At 62.3% G+C, this 15,872-nt stretch carries 19 protein-coding genes, 1 pseudogene and 1 riboswitch; of the genes and pseudogenes, 7 read left to right on the top strand and 13 right to left on the bottom strand.

Going from position 1 to position 15,872, the window contains the following annotated elements:
• Positions 1-88: 88 nt before the first annotated feature.
• Both N181_RS15510 and N181_RS15515 read right to left on the bottom strand, forming a co-directional pair.
• Positions 89-592 (bottom strand): methyltransferase family protein, encoded by a 504-nt coding sequence (locus N181_RS15510; RefSeq protein WP_037396860.1) that lies wholly within the window; start codon positions 590-592, stop codon positions 89-91.
• Positions 593-656: 64 nt separating this feature from the next.
• Complete coding sequence (locus N181_RS15515) at positions 657-1,115, bottom strand: Lrp/AsnC family transcriptional regulator (protein WP_014329027.1); 459 nt, start codon at positions 1,113-1,115, stop codon at positions 657-659.
• Positions 1,116-1,242: 127 nt separating this feature from the next.
• On the opposite strand from N181_RS15515, the gene N181_RS15520 reads away from it, so the two are divergent.
• Positions 1,243-2,526, top strand: coding sequence for a cystathionine gamma-synthase family protein (locus N181_RS15520; RefSeq protein WP_014329028.1), 1,284 nt, complete (start codon positions 1,243-1,245; stop codon positions 2,524-2,526).
• Between the two features lie 38 nt (positions 2,527-2,564).
• On the opposite strand, the gene N181_RS15525 is transcribed toward N181_RS15520, so the two are convergent.
• The 3 genes and pseudogenes from N181_RS15525 to N181_RS15530 all read right to left on the bottom strand — a co-directional run bounded on the left by N181_RS15525 (position 2,565) and on the right by N181_RS15530 (position 3,521).
• Positions 2,565-2,915 (bottom strand): VOC family protein, encoded by a 351-nt coding sequence (locus N181_RS15525; protein WP_014329029.1) that lies wholly within the window; start codon positions 2,913-2,915, stop codon positions 2,565-2,567.
• Positions 2,890-3,021: pseudogene (locus N181_RS31805) on the bottom strand (TetR/AcrR family transcriptional regulator); the annotation flags it as partial. The pseudogene N181_RS31805 and the gene N181_RS15525, both read right to left, overlap by 26 nt.
• A gap of 23 nt (positions 3,022-3,044) precedes the next feature.
• Positions 3,045-3,521: an anthrone oxygenase family protein gene (locus N181_RS15530; protein WP_037396857.1), complete on the bottom strand. Its 477-nt coding sequence runs from the start codon at positions 3,519-3,521 to the stop codon at positions 3,045-3,047.
• A 210-nt stretch (positions 3,522-3,731) separates the two neighbouring features.
• Positions 3,732-4,002, top strand: a riboswitch (cobalamin riboswitch).
• A gap of 40 nt (positions 4,003-4,042) precedes the next feature.
• Between N181_RS15530 and N181_RS15535 the strand changes: the two genes are divergently transcribed.
• The gene (locus N181_RS15535) at positions 4,043-4,219 is read left to right on the top strand and encodes a CbtB domain-containing protein (RefSeq protein ID WP_014329031.1); all 177 of its coding nucleotides are present in this window, start codon (positions 4,043-4,045) and stop codon (positions 4,217-4,219) included.
• Between the two features lie 174 nt (positions 4,220-4,393).
• Positions 4,394-5,167: a CbtA family protein gene (locus tag N181_RS15540; RefSeq protein WP_037396855.1), complete on the top strand. Its 774-nt coding sequence runs from the start codon at positions 4,394-4,396 to the stop codon at positions 5,165-5,167.
• 137 nt (positions 5,168-5,304) lie between these two features.
• Here the strand turns inward: N181_RS15540 and N181_RS15545 are convergent, their stop codons facing one another.
• Together N181_RS15545 and N181_RS15550 are read right to left on the bottom strand one after the other, a co-directional pair.
• Positions 5,305-6,144 (bottom strand): ferric iron reductase, encoded by an 840-nt coding sequence (locus tag N181_RS15545; protein ID WP_060563539.1) that lies wholly within the window; start codon positions 6,142-6,144, stop codon positions 5,305-5,307.
• A gap of 69 nt (positions 6,145-6,213) precedes the next feature.
• Complete coding sequence (locus N181_RS15550; protein WP_037396828.1) at positions 6,214-7,554, bottom strand: glucoamylase family protein; 1,341 nt, start codon at positions 7,552-7,554, stop codon at positions 6,214-6,216.
• 259 nt (positions 7,555-7,813) lie between these two features.
• Between N181_RS15550 and N181_RS15555 the strand changes: the two genes are divergently transcribed.
• Complete coding sequence (locus N181_RS15555) at positions 7,814-8,608, top strand: DUF1194 domain-containing protein (RefSeq protein WP_037396825.1); 795 nt, start codon at positions 7,814-7,816, stop codon at positions 8,606-8,608.
• 150 nt (positions 8,609-8,758) lie between these two features.
• On the opposite strand, the gene N181_RS15560 is transcribed toward N181_RS15555, so the two are convergent.
• From N181_RS15560 to N181_RS15585, 6 genes are all read right to left on the bottom strand, one after another.
• The gene (locus tag N181_RS15560) at positions 8,759-8,992 is read right to left on the bottom strand and encodes a hypothetical protein (RefSeq protein ID WP_037396821.1); all 234 of its coding nucleotides are present in this window, start codon (positions 8,990-8,992) and stop codon (positions 8,759-8,761) included.
• A gap of 183 nt (positions 8,993-9,175) precedes the next feature.
• Entirely contained in the window at positions 9,176-10,357 is a 1,182-nt protein-coding gene (locus N181_RS15565) for a YcaO-like family protein (protein WP_037396845.1), read from the bottom strand.
• A 29-nt stretch (positions 10,358-10,386) separates the two neighbouring features.
• Positions 10,387-10,602, bottom strand: coding sequence for a hypothetical protein (locus N181_RS15570; protein ID WP_014329038.1), 216 nt, complete (start codon positions 10,600-10,602; stop codon positions 10,387-10,389).
• 23 nt (positions 10,603-10,625) lie between these two features.
• A complete protein-coding gene (locus tag N181_RS15575; protein ID WP_037396844.1) occupies positions 10,626-12,422 on the bottom strand; it encodes an AfsR/SARP family transcriptional regulator in 1,797 nt (598 codons plus the stop codon).
• A 7-nt stretch (positions 12,423-12,429) separates the two neighbouring features.
• On the bottom strand, positions 12,430-12,978 hold the full coding sequence (locus N181_RS15580; RefSeq protein ID WP_234885889.1) for a helix-turn-helix domain-containing protein: 549 nt from the start codon (positions 12,976-12,978) through the stop codon (positions 12,430-12,432).
• 38 nt (positions 12,979-13,016) lie between these two features.
• Entirely contained in the window at positions 13,017-13,223 is a 207-nt protein-coding gene (locus N181_RS15585) for a CsbD family protein (protein ID WP_060563540.1), read from the bottom strand.
• Between the two features lie 357 nt (positions 13,224-13,580).
• On the opposite strand from N181_RS15585, the gene nuoH reads away from it, so the two are divergent.
• The 3 genes from nuoH to N181_RS15600 all read left to right on the top strand — a co-directional run bounded on the left by nuoH (position 13,581) and on the right by N181_RS15600 (position 15,852).
• Positions 13,581-14,567 (top strand): NADH-quinone oxidoreductase subunit NuoH, encoded by a 987-nt coding sequence (gene nuoH / locus N181_RS15590; protein ID WP_037396819.1) that lies wholly within the window; start codon positions 13,581-13,583, stop codon positions 14,565-14,567.
• Positions 14,568-14,700: 133 nt separating this feature from the next.
• The gene (locus tag N181_RS15595; RefSeq protein WP_037396815.1) at positions 14,701-15,267 is read left to right on the top strand and encodes an NADH-quinone oxidoreductase subunit I; all 567 of its coding nucleotides are present in this window, start codon (positions 14,701-14,703) and stop codon (positions 15,265-15,267) included.
• Between the two features lie 144 nt (positions 15,268-15,411).
• Positions 15,412-15,852, top strand: a complete 441-nt coding sequence (locus N181_RS15600; RefSeq protein WP_014329043.1) for a CBS domain-containing protein — start codon at positions 15,412-15,414, stop codon at positions 15,850-15,852.
• Positions 15,853-15,872: the final 20 nt, after the last annotated feature.

The raw sequence follows: 15,872 nt of genomic DNA on the forward strand, positions 1-15,872 counted from the left end.
TGCGCCAGTCGACCGAGACGAACGACGCATGCCGGCAATGTCGCCTCCCGTTCTCGTACAGTCAATCGGCGCAACCCGAAGATGCGCCTCAACCTTTCCGCCACGGCGTCAGCCTTGGGAGCCAGCGCGGCACGTTACGCTGATAGGCTTCATACTCGGCGCTGAAGGCGTGGTGCAGCGTCGGCTCCTCGTAGGCGATGACGAAGAGATGGCATATCGTCCAGAATGCCGCCCCATAGGCAACGAGCCGCCAGTCGCCGAATAGCAATCCCTGCCCCAGGATGATTGCCAGCACCGAGAGATACATCGGATTACGCACGTGACGGTAGAAGCCGGTGACGACCAGGATTTGCGTCGGGGCAACCGGCGCCGGCGTGCCGAACCCTTCCACAGCGAACCGTCTGATCGAATCGACCAGCCCTGGAAGCCCGGCGACGATTAGGGTGACGCCGACCGCCTGCGTCACCCATGTGCCGAGAAAGGGGTCGCGAAACTGCCAGCGAGTGATCCACCATGGGACCAGTCCCGCGATCGCACAGGGAACGACCACGAAGAAAACCGCTGAACCGAGGATTGCGACCGGCTTTCGCATGATCAAGCAGTATCCGTCTGACGGGTTGCAAAAATTCGTCCCGACCGTATCGACGACCTCCAGATTAGATCCTCCGCTCCTTGATGGTATTCATCACGAAACTCGTCTCGATCGAAGCAACGCATTTGAGCCGGGCGATTTTCTCCTTAATGAAGCGCTCATAGTGATCGAGACCGGCGCTCATCACCTTCAGCACATAGTCGCGCGAACCGGTAACGAGGTGGCATTCGAGCACTTCGTCCCAGCCGCGGATCGCCTCCTCGAACATGACGATCTCGTCCTCGTGCTGGCGGCTGAGGCGAATGGTGGCGATCGCGGTCATCGTCCAGCCTTCGACGACCGGGTCGACGAGCGCCGTGTAGCCTCGGATGACGCCGGTTTCCTCCAGGCGCCTGAGCCGCCGCAGGCAAGGTGAGGGAGACAGTCCGACACGCTCCGCCAGTTCGTTATTGGTGATCCGCGCGTCGGAAATCAGTTCCCTCAGAATGCGGCGATCCGTCTCGTCGGCAATTTTCTGCGTCATATTGCAAAAACCTCGGCAAAAAGTTGCGTCTATCAAATCGAAGTGATCACAAATAGCAAGGATCGGTCCAGTCGTTTGATATAAATTGGCAGATAGTCGAGTCCGCTCGCGCCCAGGGAGAGAAACCATGACCGCGCCGCATCCGTCGAAGACCCATATCGGCAACCACAAACTGCATCCCGAAACGCTGATGCTGAACTATGGTTACGACCCCGAGCTTTCGGAAGGCGCGGTCAAGCCACCGATATTCCTGACTTCGACCTTCGTATTCCACTCCGCCGAGGAAGGCCGCGACTTCTTCGATTTCGTCTCGGGTCGGCGCGAACCGCCGGCAGGCGTCGGCGCCGGGCTCGTCTATTCCCGCTTCAATCATCCGAACAGCGAGATCGTCGAGGATCGCCTTGCCGTCTATGAACGCGCAGAAGCGGGCGCACTCTTCTCCTCCGGCATGTCGGCAATCGCCACCACGTTGCTTGCCTTCGTGCGGCCGGGCGATGCGATCCTGCATTCGCAGCCGCTTTACGGCGGCACCGAGACGCTGCTCGCCAAGACCTTCCTCAATCTCGGCATCCATGCCGTCGGCTTTGCCGATGGCGTTGACGAAGCGGCCGTCAGCGCCGCCGCCGAGGAGGCGATGAGCAAGGGCCGCGTCGCCGCCGTCCTCGTCGAAACGCCGGCCAATCCCACCAACAGCCTGGTCGACGTCGCAATGATCCGCCGCATTGCCGAGAAGATCGGCGAGAGGCAGGGCCAAAGACCGATCGTCGCCTGCGACAACACCCTGCTCGGCCCGGTTTTCCAACACCCGATCGAGCACGGCGCCGATCTATCGCTTTATTCGCTCACCAAATATGTCGGCGGCCATTCCGATCTGATCGCCGGCGCCGTCCTCGGCTCCAAGGCGCTCATCAAGCAGGTGAAGGCGCTTCGCGGCTCGATCGGCACGCAGCTCGACCCGCATTCCTGCTGGATGATCGGCCGTTCGCTGGAAACGTTGTCGGTCCGGATGGAGAAGGCAAACGACAACGCCCGCATCGTCGCCGAGTTCCTGCGCGATCATCCGAAGGTCGAAGGAATCCATTACTTGCCGTTCCACGACGAAGCCTCGGCGGTCGGCCGTGTTTTTGCCGGGCAATGCACGGGCGCGGGCTCGACTTTCTCCTTCGACATCGCCGGCGGCCAGGAGGCCGCCTTCCGTTTTCTGAACGCGCTGCAGATCTTCAAGCTCGCCGTCAGCCTTGGTGGCACGGAATCGCTGGCGAGCCACCCGGCCGCGATGACTCACTCCGGCGTGCCGATCGAGGTGCGGCGCCGCATCGGCGTGCTCGAATCCACCATCCGCCTGTCGATCGGTATCGAGCATCCGGACGACCTCGTCGCCGACGTCGCGAACGCGCTGACGACCGTTTGATCGGGGCTGATCGGTTGTGCGGGGCTCCCGTGCCCCGCTCAATGCGACAGGATATTGACGATGTTGCCGAATGGATCGCGCAGGTAGAAGCGCCGCACGCCCCATGGTTCGTCGGTGATATCGTAGACGATCTCGACTCCCGCGGCTTTTGCGCGCCGATACAATTCGTCCGCATCATCCACCTCGATAGAGAGCACCGGCACCGGCGTTCCCGATCCGCCTTCGGTGGCGAAGCTGACCTGCGGCATGGCCGAACCGCCCTTCGCCGCGAAGGTGACGATCCAGCCATGGTCCATGACGATCTCGAGGCCGAGCAGGTCGGCATAGAAACGGCGCGCATCTTCCGGATCGGACACCTGAAGATTAGGCACGATGCGTCGGACTGCCATTTGATCCTCCTGATCTAGCCATGTGTCTCACAAGAGAAGCCGCGGCTATTCCCGCTGTCTCCATATAGTTCGGATCGCGGTGGAGCAAAACGACCGCGAAGCTGCCACCGCGGGCGCTGAATCGCGCCCTCAATTGCGTGCGAAGCCGAGCACGAAGAGGCAGAGCGACCCGATCGAGGCGAGCGTGCGGACATGGTTCCACCAGACCCAATCCGTCAGGTAGCGCTGCTGCCAGAGTTCGACCGCGGTCTGACCGCCGGCCGCAGCAAGCGCGTTGTTCAGCGGCACATTGAAGACGATCGTCACCATCAACGTCCCGACGATGTAGACAATACCGCCCGCCGCCAGCAGGTAGCTCCCCTGCCCGCCCCCGACGAACGCGGCGACGATGAGGGCCAGGCCGAGAAGTGCCGTTCCCATGAAGGCGATCAGGAATAGCGGGTTCTGGATCACCACATTGATCGCATTCATGGCGGCGATCCCCTGTTCGGGCGGCAGCCGCGACAGTGCCTGCATCACGCAGACCGAAAAGACGAAGAAGAGGCCGGCCATCAGGCCGGACCCAATAATGGCGGCGAAGGCCAAGGCAGGAACGAAAGCAGTCATCACGCGGGACTCCGGACACCGGTTTGCAGCGAGTTTGCGGGGCACAGGTTGCAAGCTTTCACGCTTGCACGCAGGCGCCACCAAACAGATAGCCGACTGTCGCGACATAGTCATCAAGGGTTGCGTCATGAGGGGTGAGGTCCCTCAGAAGCAGCAAACCCTCCCGCACTTTCCACCGCGGCTCGATTGACATCGTCGGTGTCCGCACCTAATCATCGCTGATCGGTTGGTTCCCGGAATGCGAACGCGTTTCGGGAGTAAACGGGAATGTGACGGATGGACCCAAGCTGGGCATCTCAATCACGGCCGACCCCGCGACTGTAGAGCAGCGTGAATCTGCCGTTCCGGAGCGATCCGGAAGAAGCCACTGGATAACCGCGAGAGGGCGGTTCGCATCTGGGAAGGCGAGGCAAATTTCTGGCGCCTGATCTGGGCACCTGACGCTGCGAGCCAGGAAACCTGCCAAGCGATGCGGGCATAATGCCCAAGGGGAATATCCCATTGCCATCACGGAGGTTGTCATGGCTACGTCTACAGTTTCGAGCATTCCGCTCTCCCTCAGCGACCGTCTGACCGCGGGCATCATCGCCCTCATGATCGGTGGCTTCCTCGTCTTCGGTGCAGGCCTGGCGAATTCCGCCGTGCTGCACGACACGGCACACGACACGCGTCATTCCTACGGCTTCCCCTGCCACTAAGCGAAGCCATGGAACGCGTGCCGCGTTCCACATCGACGAAACAATCGACCCTCCGGTGCTCGGAGCGCGCGTCGTGCCTCTGGCACGTGCCCGCGACTTCGGGCGCCGGTTTGCGTCCATGGAACCGGGACGGCAGTGCCGCAAGGCGGCCGCGCCCGCTGAGGAAAATCGACAATGATCGTCAAGACACTTCTGGCCGCGGTCGTGGCCGGGCTGATTGCCGGCGTCTTCATGACCGGCGCCCAGGAATTGCGCGTCACGCCGCTCATCCTGCATGCGGAAGAATTCGAGGGCGAAGCACCGGCTGCAGGCGAACAGCCGGCGGCCGCGGATCATCAGCAGCATTCGTCGCTGAACGGCGCCCCCACCCTGGGCGAGATGCTCGCCGCGCTTTCGCCGGTCACCCCCGCCTACGCCCATGAGGGCGAAGAGCACGAGGAAGGCGGCATCATGTTCGGCATGAGCCGCTTCTCCGGCACTCTCGCCGCCAATCTGGTTACCGGCGCCGGCTTTTCGCTGCTGCTTGCCGGCATCAGCCTGGTGATCGGTTATCCGATCACGCTTGCCAATGGCGCGCTCTGGGGCGCCTTCGGCTGGCTCGCGGTGCACCTGCTTCCGGCCGTCGGCCTGCCGCCGGAACTGCCGGGCTTTCCGGCCGCCGAGCTCGGCGACCGCCAGCTCTGGTGGGGGGCGACCGTGCTGCTCTCGGCCGCCGGTCTGTACCTGTTGGCGCTCCGTGGCGAAATCGTCGCCAAGCTGGCGGGTCTCGTCCTTGTCGCCGCTCCGCACTTCTACGGCGCGCCGCAGCCGCTCGACATTTCCAGCAACGTGCCGGCCGTGCTCGGCGCCGAATTCGCCGTCGCCGCGCTCGCGACGACGCTCGCTTTCTGGATCGTGCTCGGCATCGTCTCCGGTTTCATCAATGACCGGTTTCTGAAAGCAAACTAATGCATGTCGCCCAAAAGTGCGCAGCGGTTTTGGGATAACGACATGCATAAAAACAAAAACCTAAAGCGCGCCGCGTGAATACGTATTCACGCGGCGCGCTTTAGCATTGTTCACGGGTTCCTCCTCACCTTGGTCCCTCAAAGTGAGGAGTGGCGGCGATCGAGCAGATGCGCTCTCAGCCTCTCCCGCCGGACCTCCGGATCCAACAGCACGCAGGTGTCGCAAAAATCGCCGCCGTCGGTACGGTAATAGAGGCAGCAGCCACCGCGCATCCGGTAGGTTCGGGAATGCGGAGCTTCCGCTATGATCTTCTCAAAGTGAAGCTCGGGCGACGCGAGCGGCGAGTGAGCGCGTTTGACAATCGCCAGCGCCTGCTCGGTTGCTGTGTCCTCCTCTCCGCGCCGGCGACCGATTTCCAGGAAAGCCCCGGCGAGGCTGTCAGCGGCTAGCCGCCATTGTGCACGGGCCGACAGACCGCAACGCTTTTTCACGAGAGCGATTACCGGCTTCAGGTGCACAACGAAGGCATCGTGGAAGCTCCGGGCCGCCTCCCCCGGCCCCCGCTTATTTTCGCCCGGCGGAAGCTCGACGAGGAAATGAAAGCGGCCGGCCGCGAGTCGCCCGTCGAACGGACGCAAATAGGTTTCGAAACGCAGTCCCGAGACGCTCGGGACAAGGCCGCTGGCGAGATAGATTGCTCCTGCCGCAAGGCTGAACTGGTGGCTGTAGAAGGCGATCAGATGCGCCGCCCTAATCTTGTCGTCCATGCCGGCCGCAAAGCGGTCCTGATAGGCAAGGCAGGTCTCGAGGTTGGCGGAGCCCAACCAGAAATCGTTTGGCGATTCCAAGTCTGCGCAGGGGGGCGCAACCGAACAGGCGACTTCCGGCATGGCGGCCGCAAGCCATTCGACCGCAGCCACTGCCTCTCTGTCCGCGGCGTTCCCCTGATGCTGCCCCCGCCCCATTCTCTCATCCATCAGACCACGCCCGGCACTACAGCGCCGTGCGTCTTTTCAGACGCACTAAGGTCGCTGTAGCACTTTGAATCACTGCATGTTTTGATCCGTAAATCGCTTACGATTTAAGGAAACAGGCAGTAGCCATCCACCTTCGAAGCCTGCCCTTTTCAGCCCGCGGCTGAATGCCGGGATGCTGCGTGTGATTTCCCAAACAAGGCCGCTTCTCCAGTTCTCGATCATCATGACTGCCAGCCCCTGGTCAAGCCCGACAATCCGGTCATCGACCCAGCCCTCGCGCCCGCCTCCCGGCAGGCTCGGATTGAACCCGCCCGGCAAGCGGCCGTCGCGAAGCAGGGCCGGATAATGCGCCAGCAGATGCGAAAGACTGTCCAGGCAATCATCCGGCGCGAAAGGCAGACCCGCAAGCGGCGCCCACGGAACCAGGGTCCCGTCATCGGCGCCGAAGGGAGCGCCGCGCGCCGCATAGCCCAAAAGCTGCTGCCGCCGGCCGTCACGCAGCTTCAGCCAGCCCTTTGGCGCATGGCAGGCGCTGAAGCCCCAGAGATCGCGGCAATAGCCGAAAAAACGGTGAGGATTTTCTTCCGCATGAGCGCGCTGCAAAGCGATCGCCCGGCGGGTATTCGCAAAATAGTCGCTTCTTGCCGAACGCATTCCCATGTCGCCTATGCCACGGAAGTCGATCCATGCATGGGGAAAGAGGTGAATGAACAGCTCGCCGGCATGGAGATGTGGCGCCCCGTCGATCGTCAGCCATTCGTGCGCCGCCGAATAGGCGCCATAGGTTTCCGGCGCGACGGGGCGGTTCGACGAACCGAGCGCCAGCACGTAAAGAAGCAACGCCTCGCTGTAACCACGCCAACGGTGTTTCAGGAAACGTCCTGGAGGCCTCCAGCCCATCGCTACCGTGTCTCCGCGGTTGAGGGCCCAGGCCCAATCCGCCCGCTCATAGAGACGCGCAGCAAGGCTCCGGATCTCCGCCTCGTTCGGATCGCGCCCGCAGAAATAGGCCGCGGCCGTAAGGGCGCCAGCCAGCAGCAGCGCCGTGTCGATGGTAGAGAGTTCGCTGTTCCAGGTGCGCTCGCCCGTCCGCATGTCCAGAAAATGATAGTAGAAGCCGCGATGTCCCGTTGCCTGCCTGTCGCTCGCCTGCCGGCTATCGGCGAGAAAACGCAAGGCGGTGAGCACGCGGCGGGCCGCGTCGGGCCGCCTTATCCAGCCGCGTTCGACGGCAACCGGATAGCAAGACAGCCCGAAGCCGGTGGCCGCTATGCTCGACGGCGACCCCGCCCGCGAGGTGTCGGCGACAAGTCCCGTCCGCGCATCGGAATAGTCGAGGAAATAATCGAAGGCGGCTCGCTGCAGCCGCTCGATCAGAACGATGTCCGTGTTCGACCGATAGTGAAGCATGACGAGGTTCTGTTTGACGACCTTGGCCAGATTGGGTCCAGCAACCCGGTCGCAGCGCTGCGAAGATCTTGAATTGAGCCACTCTTATCTCACGGAGCGCCTATTGTGTGCGTTTGCTCCTGTCCCAGGCGTCACGATCAAATAATATTGCAATCGCGCCTGGCCGCGGCAGTCGCCGATTTGCAATCCTGTGATACATTCTGTCGTGAAGCCCACGTTTTTGGGACGGGGCAGTAGATCATGACGATTGGCGGATGCGATGTTGAGCATGCTGGCGTTGATCATGGCACTCAGTGGCAGCCCGATACAGACGGCCGCCACGCCCCCGAATGTCGATGTGGAGCTGGTTCTTGCTGTCGACATGTCCGGCTCGATGGACATGGAGGAAGCGCGGGTGCAGCGGTCCGGCTATGTCCAGGCGCTCAGGCACCCGGAGTTCATCAACGCCGTCAAGGGTGGATATCTCGGCCGCATTGCCATCGGCTATTTCGAATGGGCCGGCATGGTCAACGAGGCTTCGGTCGTCACCTGGCAGGTTGTCGAAGGTGCCGAGGATGCCGAAGCCTTCGCGGCCAGGATCGAAGCGCGGCCGATCGGAACGCGGCGCGGCACATCGATTTCAAATGCGATCATTTTTGGCACGAGCCTGATCGACACCAATGCCTTTTCGGGCGCACGTCGCGTCATCGACATTTCCGGCGACGGCCCCAACAATACCGGGCCTCCCGTCGCCCCGGCCCGCAACGAGGCGGTATCACGCGGCATCATCATCAATGGGCTTGCGATCCTGATCCGTCCCTCCGTGTCGACCGGCCCGCTGGACCGGTACTATGCGGAGTGCGTGATCGGCGGGCCTGGTTCCTTCGTTCTTCCGGTGCACGAGGCGGAGGATTTCGCAATTGCGATCCGGCAGAAGCTGATTCTCGAGGTGAGCGGGGTGACACTTCCGCCCACGCTCAGCCTCGCCGCTGGCGAAACGGCGGCAGATTGCATGATCGGCGAAAAGCTTCGGCCGGGCTTCCTGGACAGGGTCTATCCGGAACTCGACCGTTAGTCTAGGCGGCCAGGCGGCCGAGTCCCCACGCCACTGCGCGTTTCCTCAAATCAGGACCGATTTTAGGAAACGGGCAGCGATTCAATATGCTTCCGCGTCCTTTGTGCGTCTGAAGGACGTGCGGTGCCGTGGGCGTCGTCCGCGTCAGGTTCACTGCAGCAGACGAAACCCGCCCGCCAGATCGGCTCCTGCGGCCGCGAATTCACGCCGATCGCGCAGTTCCGTGGCGACAGCCTGAAGCGCCATGTCGATGCAATATTCCAGGGCTTGCGCGTCCAACGCGCGGGCACTGTCGCGAATATGGGCCAGCATTCTGGCAATGCTCGCAAATTCCGCTTCGTGATCGGTCGCTGCCGAGACAGAATAAGTCATTCGAACCCCCATTGCGTATACTACCCTCGCAACGGACTATAGATGAATTTCCCGTTCGCGCGCGTTGCACGAGCGTTGCACAGCTATCAGTGGTGTTGCGCGATGAATTCACCAGTCCGGGCTCAGGAAAACTACGCCCCTTCGCCCCCTGGCGCAGTTCCCGTTGGCACAGGGCACTTCGAGCGCGCCGCTGTCTTACGACGAAATTGCCCTCGATAGTGCGCGGGGTCCGAAGCGACGCGCTCGCTCGCCGTCGGGGTTCTCGAGGTCCGCCACCAGCACCTTGACGACGGCGAAGGGCAGATCGCCGCGAGACAGGGGAACGGCGATGACAGACCGCACGCCTGCCTTCTTCACGCAGGAGATGGCGTGGCTCAGCAATGCCTCGATGGGCACGCCGGTGCGGGCGACCGGCGTCGTGAAGGGTCGCGGCGTTGCGAGAAAGGCGCGCCGCGTCGATTCCGGCAATGCCCGCCTGAAGGTCTCGGCGTAGACGTCGTCGCGGGCGCCGCCGATATAGGTGAGCCGTGACTGCGCCGCCTCCGTCACCGCCCTGATCGCCGCCCGGACGGCGCAAGGGTGCGCCCCGCACCCGCTCGTCACCTCGACAAAGCGGAGATTGCCTGCAGTCGCCGTGCCGCGCGGGCCGAGAAATGCAAGGAAGCACGGAATGCCGGTGTCGCTGGTGATGTCGAAAAGCCGCAAGTCGAGTTCGGCCGCCCTGATGCGGCCGACGAGCCCGTCGAGGGCCGGATCATCAAGAGCCTCAGGGGCAACGCACGCCCGGTGCCGGGCTTCCTGACCGGAGACCCGCCAGAGAGCGTGCGCATCGCGTTCGACCCGCTCCAGCAGGCCGTGCAGGATCGCCTCCTCCATGACATTGCCCGACGCGAGCCCATCCGACGACATCCAGAAACGCGACGGTCTCGTGCGGTCGAGAAGCACCGCTTCAAGCGGCACGAAAACGTCGCCGCCGGAGACCAGATCGGCGCCGCGGACCCATTCAACTTCCTCATCCGGCCGGATATCCTCCCGGCCGGCGGCGATCAGCCCGTTCAGCGGATCGAAGGCCCGACCGACGGCACGCAGCTTTTCTGCCGTGTGAACGAAACTCTCGACGGCGGGCTCGCCGGCGACGGCGCGCTCCAGCGCCTCCATCACCGCCGATGTCCGGGCATCGGCGTCCGTCAGCCCCTTTCCCTGGGCAACCACGATCGACCGCGAATTCGGCGTGTAGGCGCACCAGACCGGAATCCCGACCTTGTCGAGCCCTGTATGCCTGGCAACGCGCGTCACGCCGAAAGCGGCAAGCAAGGGACGAACTCGGTCGAACGTTTCCCCCGGGCTGCACACCCGGTCGGAATAAGCGTTGACCAAGCTCGGCCGCTCACCGATGTCGTGGCGGATCAACTGTCCACGTGACCTGCAAAAACGTCATCGACCGACGTCACTGCTATGGCGAGATCGACGTTGTTGACGAAGGTGCTACCCAACTGTCGAAAACCATTGACGATCGCCAGATCGCCCGTCACCGAATCGAGCTGCCTGACGGTTCCATTTCCAAGATCTACCATCCAGAGACCCGGTTCTCCCGGGATCCCGATCACAACGACTTTGGCCATAGTGTTTCCCCTCTTGCCCACGATCAAAAACCGGCCTTCTTCAGCCCCTCACGGTAAAGATCCTTCTGCCACTGTTCCTTGAACGGAATGACAGAAAGCCATTTGTCGACATCGAAAGTCGGATTGGCCTTCAATGCCCGCATCCTGTGCTGGCGAGCTTTCTTGCGATCACCCAGCATTGCCCAGCTCGCGGCAACGATCCTGTCTGCCGGCGACTTGTCCTTCATTTCCTGGGCAAAGCCTATGGCCTGTTCGTATTCCCCGAGGAAATAGCTGGCCCCCGCTGCACTCCAAAGATAGGCGTCCGGCGCCAGCGGGTTGAGCGCAAGGGCCTTGCCGAGCTTGTCCAGGGCCTCGCGAGGGCGGGAGGCGTGCACGAGCGTGTCGGCGTGGCTGTAGAGCACGTCGGCATATTGCGGGCTCAATTGTTCGGCCAGATCGAGCGCTGCCAGACTCTCGTCCACATCGCCCTGATAGAGCTTCACGACCCCCACTTCGCGGTGAGCGGTCGGCAAGCGCTCGTTGCTCTCGATCGCTTGCCTGGCATGCCGCTCCGCCAAGGTGAGGAGTTCACCGTCGGCCCGTGCCGTCAACAGCCACTCGGTCGCATAGGTCCGCGCGATGCCGCTCAGCGCCGGCGCAAAATCCTGCCTGTGCTTCAGCGCATCCCGGAAGTCGTGACGCGCCCTGCGAACTTCCGGCAGGCCTAGACCCGAGAGATGCCTCAGCCCGCCGAGATAGGCATAGTAGGCCTCCGGATGCGACAGGTAGTCGAGATTCTCCGGCCGCCCCGTCTCCACTTGCTCGGTGACAGCGCGCGCGACGTGGTAGGCGATCTCTTGACGCTGCATGAGGAGGCCCGCGGGCGAGATCAGGAAGCGATCAGCCCAGACGATCTGGTCGGAGGGGAGGAAGATCAACTGGGTAAAGAGCCCTTGATCCGACATGCGGCAATCAAGTGCATAGGTGACGCCGTGCCTCTCGAGGATCGCCGCCTTGTCCGCCGCCTCGCGGATGCGCTCGGCCGTATAGGGCGCGACGACGGTCATCGAGCGCAACGCACAGAGCCCGATCGTTATGTCCTCGATCACCGCCACGCTGACGGCGTGGAGCATCGGGTCGCTGCCGAAGGCAGCCGGCGGAAGAAGAGCGACGCGCGCAAGCTGCGCGGATTGCGCCGCGCTTGCTTGCGCTTGCTCTTTGGCCGCGGCCGGGGTTCTGACGCTAAGCAACGGGCCGTAGCTAATGCGCTGCAGGATTTCGCGAACGGTGGCATCCGCCGGATCGAGCTCCAGAAGGTGCGCGCAGGCCGCGCGCAGCGTCGACCGGTCAGCGGATCCCTGCTCCGCTTTGATGAGCGCGCTCCGCAGCACCTCCGTAAAACCGCGTCGCTTCTCCGCCACCCAGTCCGCGTAGCGTCCGGGCGGCAGATCCGCCAACGGCAGGAACGTATCGCGCCAGAGTGAAAGGGCGTTTCGGAAGCTCCCTTCCGAGCCGTTTATGCCGTCGAACTCGGAGACATCGCAGGAGATCGGCCCCAGCGCCACCTCCGTCTCCGTGGCCGACAGGACCGCACCCGCCGGCGTGACGAGGTGCTGCATGCGCCACAGCGTCGAACGCAGATTCTTGAACGCGACGCTTTTTTCCCTGTCAGGCCAGATCATCGTCGCGAGCTTGTCGCGGCTGGCGACCCTTTGCCCGGATGCCGAGAGATAGGCGAGAATCAGGAGCCCCCGCTCCGGACACGCGACTGCGCCGCCGGCACCATCGATCAGCAGCAACTCCCCGAAGGTCTTGAGGTGAAAGCCGGCCCCCGTCACGAACACCTCAACCGACCGATAAGCCCAGGGTTCGGCAGCCCCAGAGCGCAGGCCGGGCGATACGGCGGCGTCCAGCCGTCCACGATCGAAGCACCGTCTTCCTGCTGATATCCGCCGCCTCGATCGTCTTCGGCAACCCGCCTCCTGCCGACGCCGGCGATTCCTCGAAGAAGAATGTAAAATGCACCTGCAGAACGTCGGCCATCGCCAGCAACTGGGCCGCGCAGACGCGGCGTGCACCCTGTTCGTAGCTCCGGACCTGTGCGACCGGCACACCGAGCGCCGCGCCGAGATTTTTCTCGTCCATCCCCAGCGCCTCGCGGCGCAGCCGGATACGATGGCCGACGAAAGCGTCAATGGCATTGGGCTGGCTGAGCACCTTTCGCCTCCGCGCAAGAATGGCTGGCTGCTTAAATTCAAACATGCTTGAAAATCGGAACCGATGCAACTCGGGGCTTTGCGCGATACACAAGGTTCTCGTTTGCGTTTCGATGCATTGCACGCATTTGCCGCATTGCAATGCCGGAACATCGCTGCCGCCCGACGCGAAAACCAAAAAAAGACCCCGCGCGAGCGGGGCTAGAGGTTGAGGGATCAATTCCAGGTTTGTCGATTGTACCAGTCATCGAGATCCCGTCTGACGAGATCCTTTTCGATGCCATAGCGCTCCTGGATCTTGCCTTCGAGCTGATCGAGCTTGCCGTCGATCTGGTCAAGATCATCGTCGGTCAATCTGCCCCACTGTTCCTTGATCTTGCCCTTCGCCTGCTTCCAGTTGCCTTCGACGTGATTCCAATCCATGCCATTTCCTCCTGGCTTGTGACTGTCATGTCGGGGAAACTCACGACGGCGGCATTGGTTTCATTTAAGGGGTGGAGAAGGAAAGCCGGACAGGAACGAATCCGCGCCTTCACGCATTTACCGGGCAAGTACGGAGGCCCAATTCGAAACGCCCATCCAGACCGGGCCTCCTTCGGGTGGGCAGCCGTGTTCAGCCGCCCCGGATGCAATTTTTGGAGGGTCGCCGCCCTCTCACCGCAGCCATCCCCAATTGAAGAGACGGTTCACCTCCCAGCTCGAAGACAGAGGGTGCCAAGCTAGTGTATAGTCAGGAAAAATCCCGTCGCGCCTTTCAACCCGAAGAAGTAGCCGCGGATCATGGAGCTTGCCGTCGCCATTGGCCTGATCATCCTCAAGGTCGCGTTGCTGATAGCGATGCTCTTGCTCCTGCCCTTGCCGCTGACCTGGGTCGAACGCAAGATCGCCGGGCACATGCAGCAGCGGATGGGACCGATGCGCGTTGGCTGGCACGGGCTGCTGCAGCCGGTGGCGGACGGGATCAAGCTCCTGACCAAGGAAGACCACATCCCGGCCGAGGCCGACCGCTTCCTGTTCAAGCTTGCGCCAATCCTGGCGCTCGCGCCGCCCTTTGTGGTGTTCGTGGCAATCCCGTTCGGAGAGTCTGTCTCGGTGCTCGGCAACGAGATCACGCTCTACGTCTCAAACATGAACGTGGCGCTGCTCTTCGTCTTCGCGGTGATCGGTCTGGAAGTCTATGGCGTCATTTTCGGCGGCTGGGCGGCGAACAGCAAGTATGCGGTCCTCGGCAGCCTCAGGACCTGCGCGCAGATGATCAGCTACGAGATCCCGATGGGGTTTGCAGTGATCGGCGTGGTCATGCTGGCGCAGTCGATGAGCCTGCTCGAGATCGTCCGGGCCCAGGAAGATGTCTGGAACATCGTCTACCAGCCGATTGGGTTCTTCGTGTTCTTCGTCGCCGGGCTCGCCGAAGCGCAGCGCATCCCCTTCGACCTGTCGGAGGCGGAAGGCGATCTTGGGGCCGGCTTCCATACCGAATACAGCGGCATCCGCTTCGCCTTCTTCATGGTCAGTGAATACGTCGTCATGCTTTTGGTGTCGGTCCTGACGGTGATCCTGTTCTTCGGTGGCTGGAACGGCGTGCTGATCCCCTTGCCGCCACTCCTCTGGTTCGCCCTCAAGGTGGCGTTCTTCGTCTATTTGTTCATGTGGTTCCGCTTTACTTTCCCCCGTTATCGCTACGACCAGCTGATGGCGATCGGTTGGAAAGTCTTGCTTCCCCTGTCGATGGCGAACATAATTATTACTGGAATTGCTTTCTCTTGAGGGCCTTAACGGGCTCCACTGCATGTTTCCTTGGATCGAAGCCGATTCGAGGAAGAAACACGCAGCAATTCAAAGGGCTACGGCGACCTTTGTGCGCCTGAGAAGACGCACGGCGCTGTAGAGCGAGGCGGCGATGTCGCGCGCAAGGGACACAATCGGCACATGGATCGGCTGGACGTTCTTCGCCGACCTGGCGAATGGCTTGTCGCTGACCTTCGGCTACATGTTCTCGAAATCCGTGACCATGCAGTATCCGGACAAGGAGAAATGGCTGCCCTATTCGCGTTATCGCGGCCACCATTTCCTGAAGCGCGACGAAGAGGGGGAGATCAAGTGCGTGGCCTGCGAGCTCTGCGCGCGGATCTGTCCCTGCTATTGCATCGAAGTGGTGCCCTACGAGGACGAGAAGGGCAACCGGCGCCCGGCCAAATTCGAGATCGACACGGCCCGCTGCCTGTTCTGCGGGTTGTGCGAGGACGCCTGCCCGGCGGACGCAATCGCGCTTGGCCAACAATATGAATTTTCGAGTTTTTCCTCGCGTGACCTGGTGATCGGGCGCGATGACCTGCTTGCAAAGCCTGGCAAGGCGGCGACTGGCGGCGGTGTGGTCGCTGCGCGCCTGAACACGCAGAAGGACGTGCTCGTCGAGACGGATGAGCGGCAGGGCTACAACTGGTGGCGGAACATCCGGCGAAGGTGAGCACGCCAGCTCTGAAACCGGAGCGCCACCCCGCATCTCCTTGGATCGGAACCGATTGAAGGATGAAACCATGCAGAAATTCAAAGTGCTACGGCGACCATTTGCAGATGAAAGACGCACGGTGCTGTGGGAGAGGAGGCTCAGATGTTTGTCGGCGAAATCGTGAAGAACAAGGGTGTCGGAGTCATCGCGGTCGCTCCCGAACAGCCAATGGTGGAAGTCCTGCGGCTGTTTCGAGACAACAATATCGGCTTCGTCGTCGTCAGCCAATCGGCCGGGGAGTACCTCGGCACGTTATCGGAACGGGATTGCTGCAATGCGATGGCCGAATACGGGGCCGAGGCGGCGATGATGCAGGTTGCCGACATCATGAACCGCAGCGTGGCGATCTGTTCGACGGAAGATCTGCTGCCCTTTGTGATGGCGATCATGACCCAACGGCGAACCCGCCATGTTCTGGTGATGGAGGGTGACGACATTGTCGGCGTGGTCAGCATCGGCGATGTGGTCAAGCACCGGCTCGACGAAGCGCAACGCACCGAGCAGGACCTGCACGACTATATTCGCGGGACCCACTATCACTGACGAGATCAGCGGCGGCGGGG

This window comes from Sinorhizobium fredii USDA 205, from assembly GCF_001461695.1.
GTDB lineage: Bacteria > Pseudomonadota > Alphaproteobacteria > Rhizobiales > Rhizobiaceae > Sinorhizobium > Sinorhizobium fredii.

What these genes read in the sequence shown, in the direction of transcription:
- N181_RS15510 (WP_037396860.1), bottom strand. Translation starts at nt 592, where the DNA reads ATGCGAAAGCCGGTCGCAATCCTCGGTTCAGCGGTTTTCTTCGTGGTC.
- N181_RS15515 (WP_014329027.1), bottom strand. Translation starts at nt 1,115, where the DNA reads ATGACGCAGAAAATTGCCGACGAGACGGATCGCCGCATTCTGAGGGAA.
- N181_RS15520 (WP_014329028.1), top strand. Translation starts at nt 1,243, where the DNA reads ATGACCGCGCCGCATCCGTCGAAGACCCATATCGGCAACCACAAACTG.
- N181_RS15525 (WP_014329029.1), bottom strand. Translation starts at nt 2,915, where the DNA reads ATGGCAGTCCGACGCATCGTGCCTAATCTTCAGGTGTCCGATCCGGAA.
- N181_RS15530 (WP_037396857.1), bottom strand. Translation starts at nt 3,521, where the DNA reads ATGACTGCTTTCGTTCCTGCCTTGGCCTTCGCCGCCATTATTGGGTCC.
- N181_RS15535 (WP_014329031.1), top strand. Translation starts at nt 4,043, where the DNA reads ATGGCTACGTCTACAGTTTCGAGCATTCCGCTCTCCCTCAGCGACCGT.
- N181_RS15540 (WP_037396855.1), top strand. Translation starts at nt 4,394, where the DNA reads ATGATCGTCAAGACACTTCTGGCCGCGGTCGTGGCCGGGCTGATTGCC.
- N181_RS15545 (WP_060563539.1), bottom strand. Translation starts at nt 6,144, where the DNA reads ATGGATGAGAGAATGGGGCGGGGGCAGCATCAGGGGAACGCCGCGGAC.
- N181_RS15550 (WP_037396828.1), bottom strand. Translation starts at nt 7,554, where the DNA reads ATGCTTCACTATCGGTCGAACACGGACATCGTTCTGATCGAGCGGCTG.
- N181_RS15555 (WP_037396825.1), top strand. Translation starts at nt 7,814, where the DNA reads ATGTTGAGCATGCTGGCGTTGATCATGGCACTCAGTGGCAGCCCGATA.
- N181_RS15560 (WP_037396821.1), bottom strand. Translation starts at nt 8,992, where the DNA reads ATGGGGGTTCGAATGACTTATTCTGTCTCGGCAGCGACCGATCACGAA.
- N181_RS15570 (WP_014329038.1), bottom strand. Translation starts at nt 10,602, where the DNA reads ATGGCCAAAGTCGTTGTGATCGGGATCCCGGGAGAACCGGGTCTCTGG.
- N181_RS15585 (WP_060563540.1), bottom strand. Translation starts at nt 13,223, where the DNA reads ATGGATTGGAATCACGTCGAAGGCAACTGGAAGCAGGCGAAGGGCAAG.
- nuoH (WP_037396819.1), top strand. Translation starts at nt 13,581, where the DNA reads ATGGAGCTTGCCGTCGCCATTGGCCTGATCATCCTCAAGGTCGCGTTG.
- N181_RS15595 (WP_037396815.1), top strand. Translation starts at nt 14,701, where the DNA reads ATGTCGCGCGCAAGGGACACAATCGGCACATGGATCGGCTGGACGTTC.
- N181_RS15600 (WP_014329043.1), top strand. Translation starts at nt 15,412, where the DNA reads ATGTTTGTCGGCGAAATCGTGAAGAACAAGGGTGTCGGAGTCATCGCG.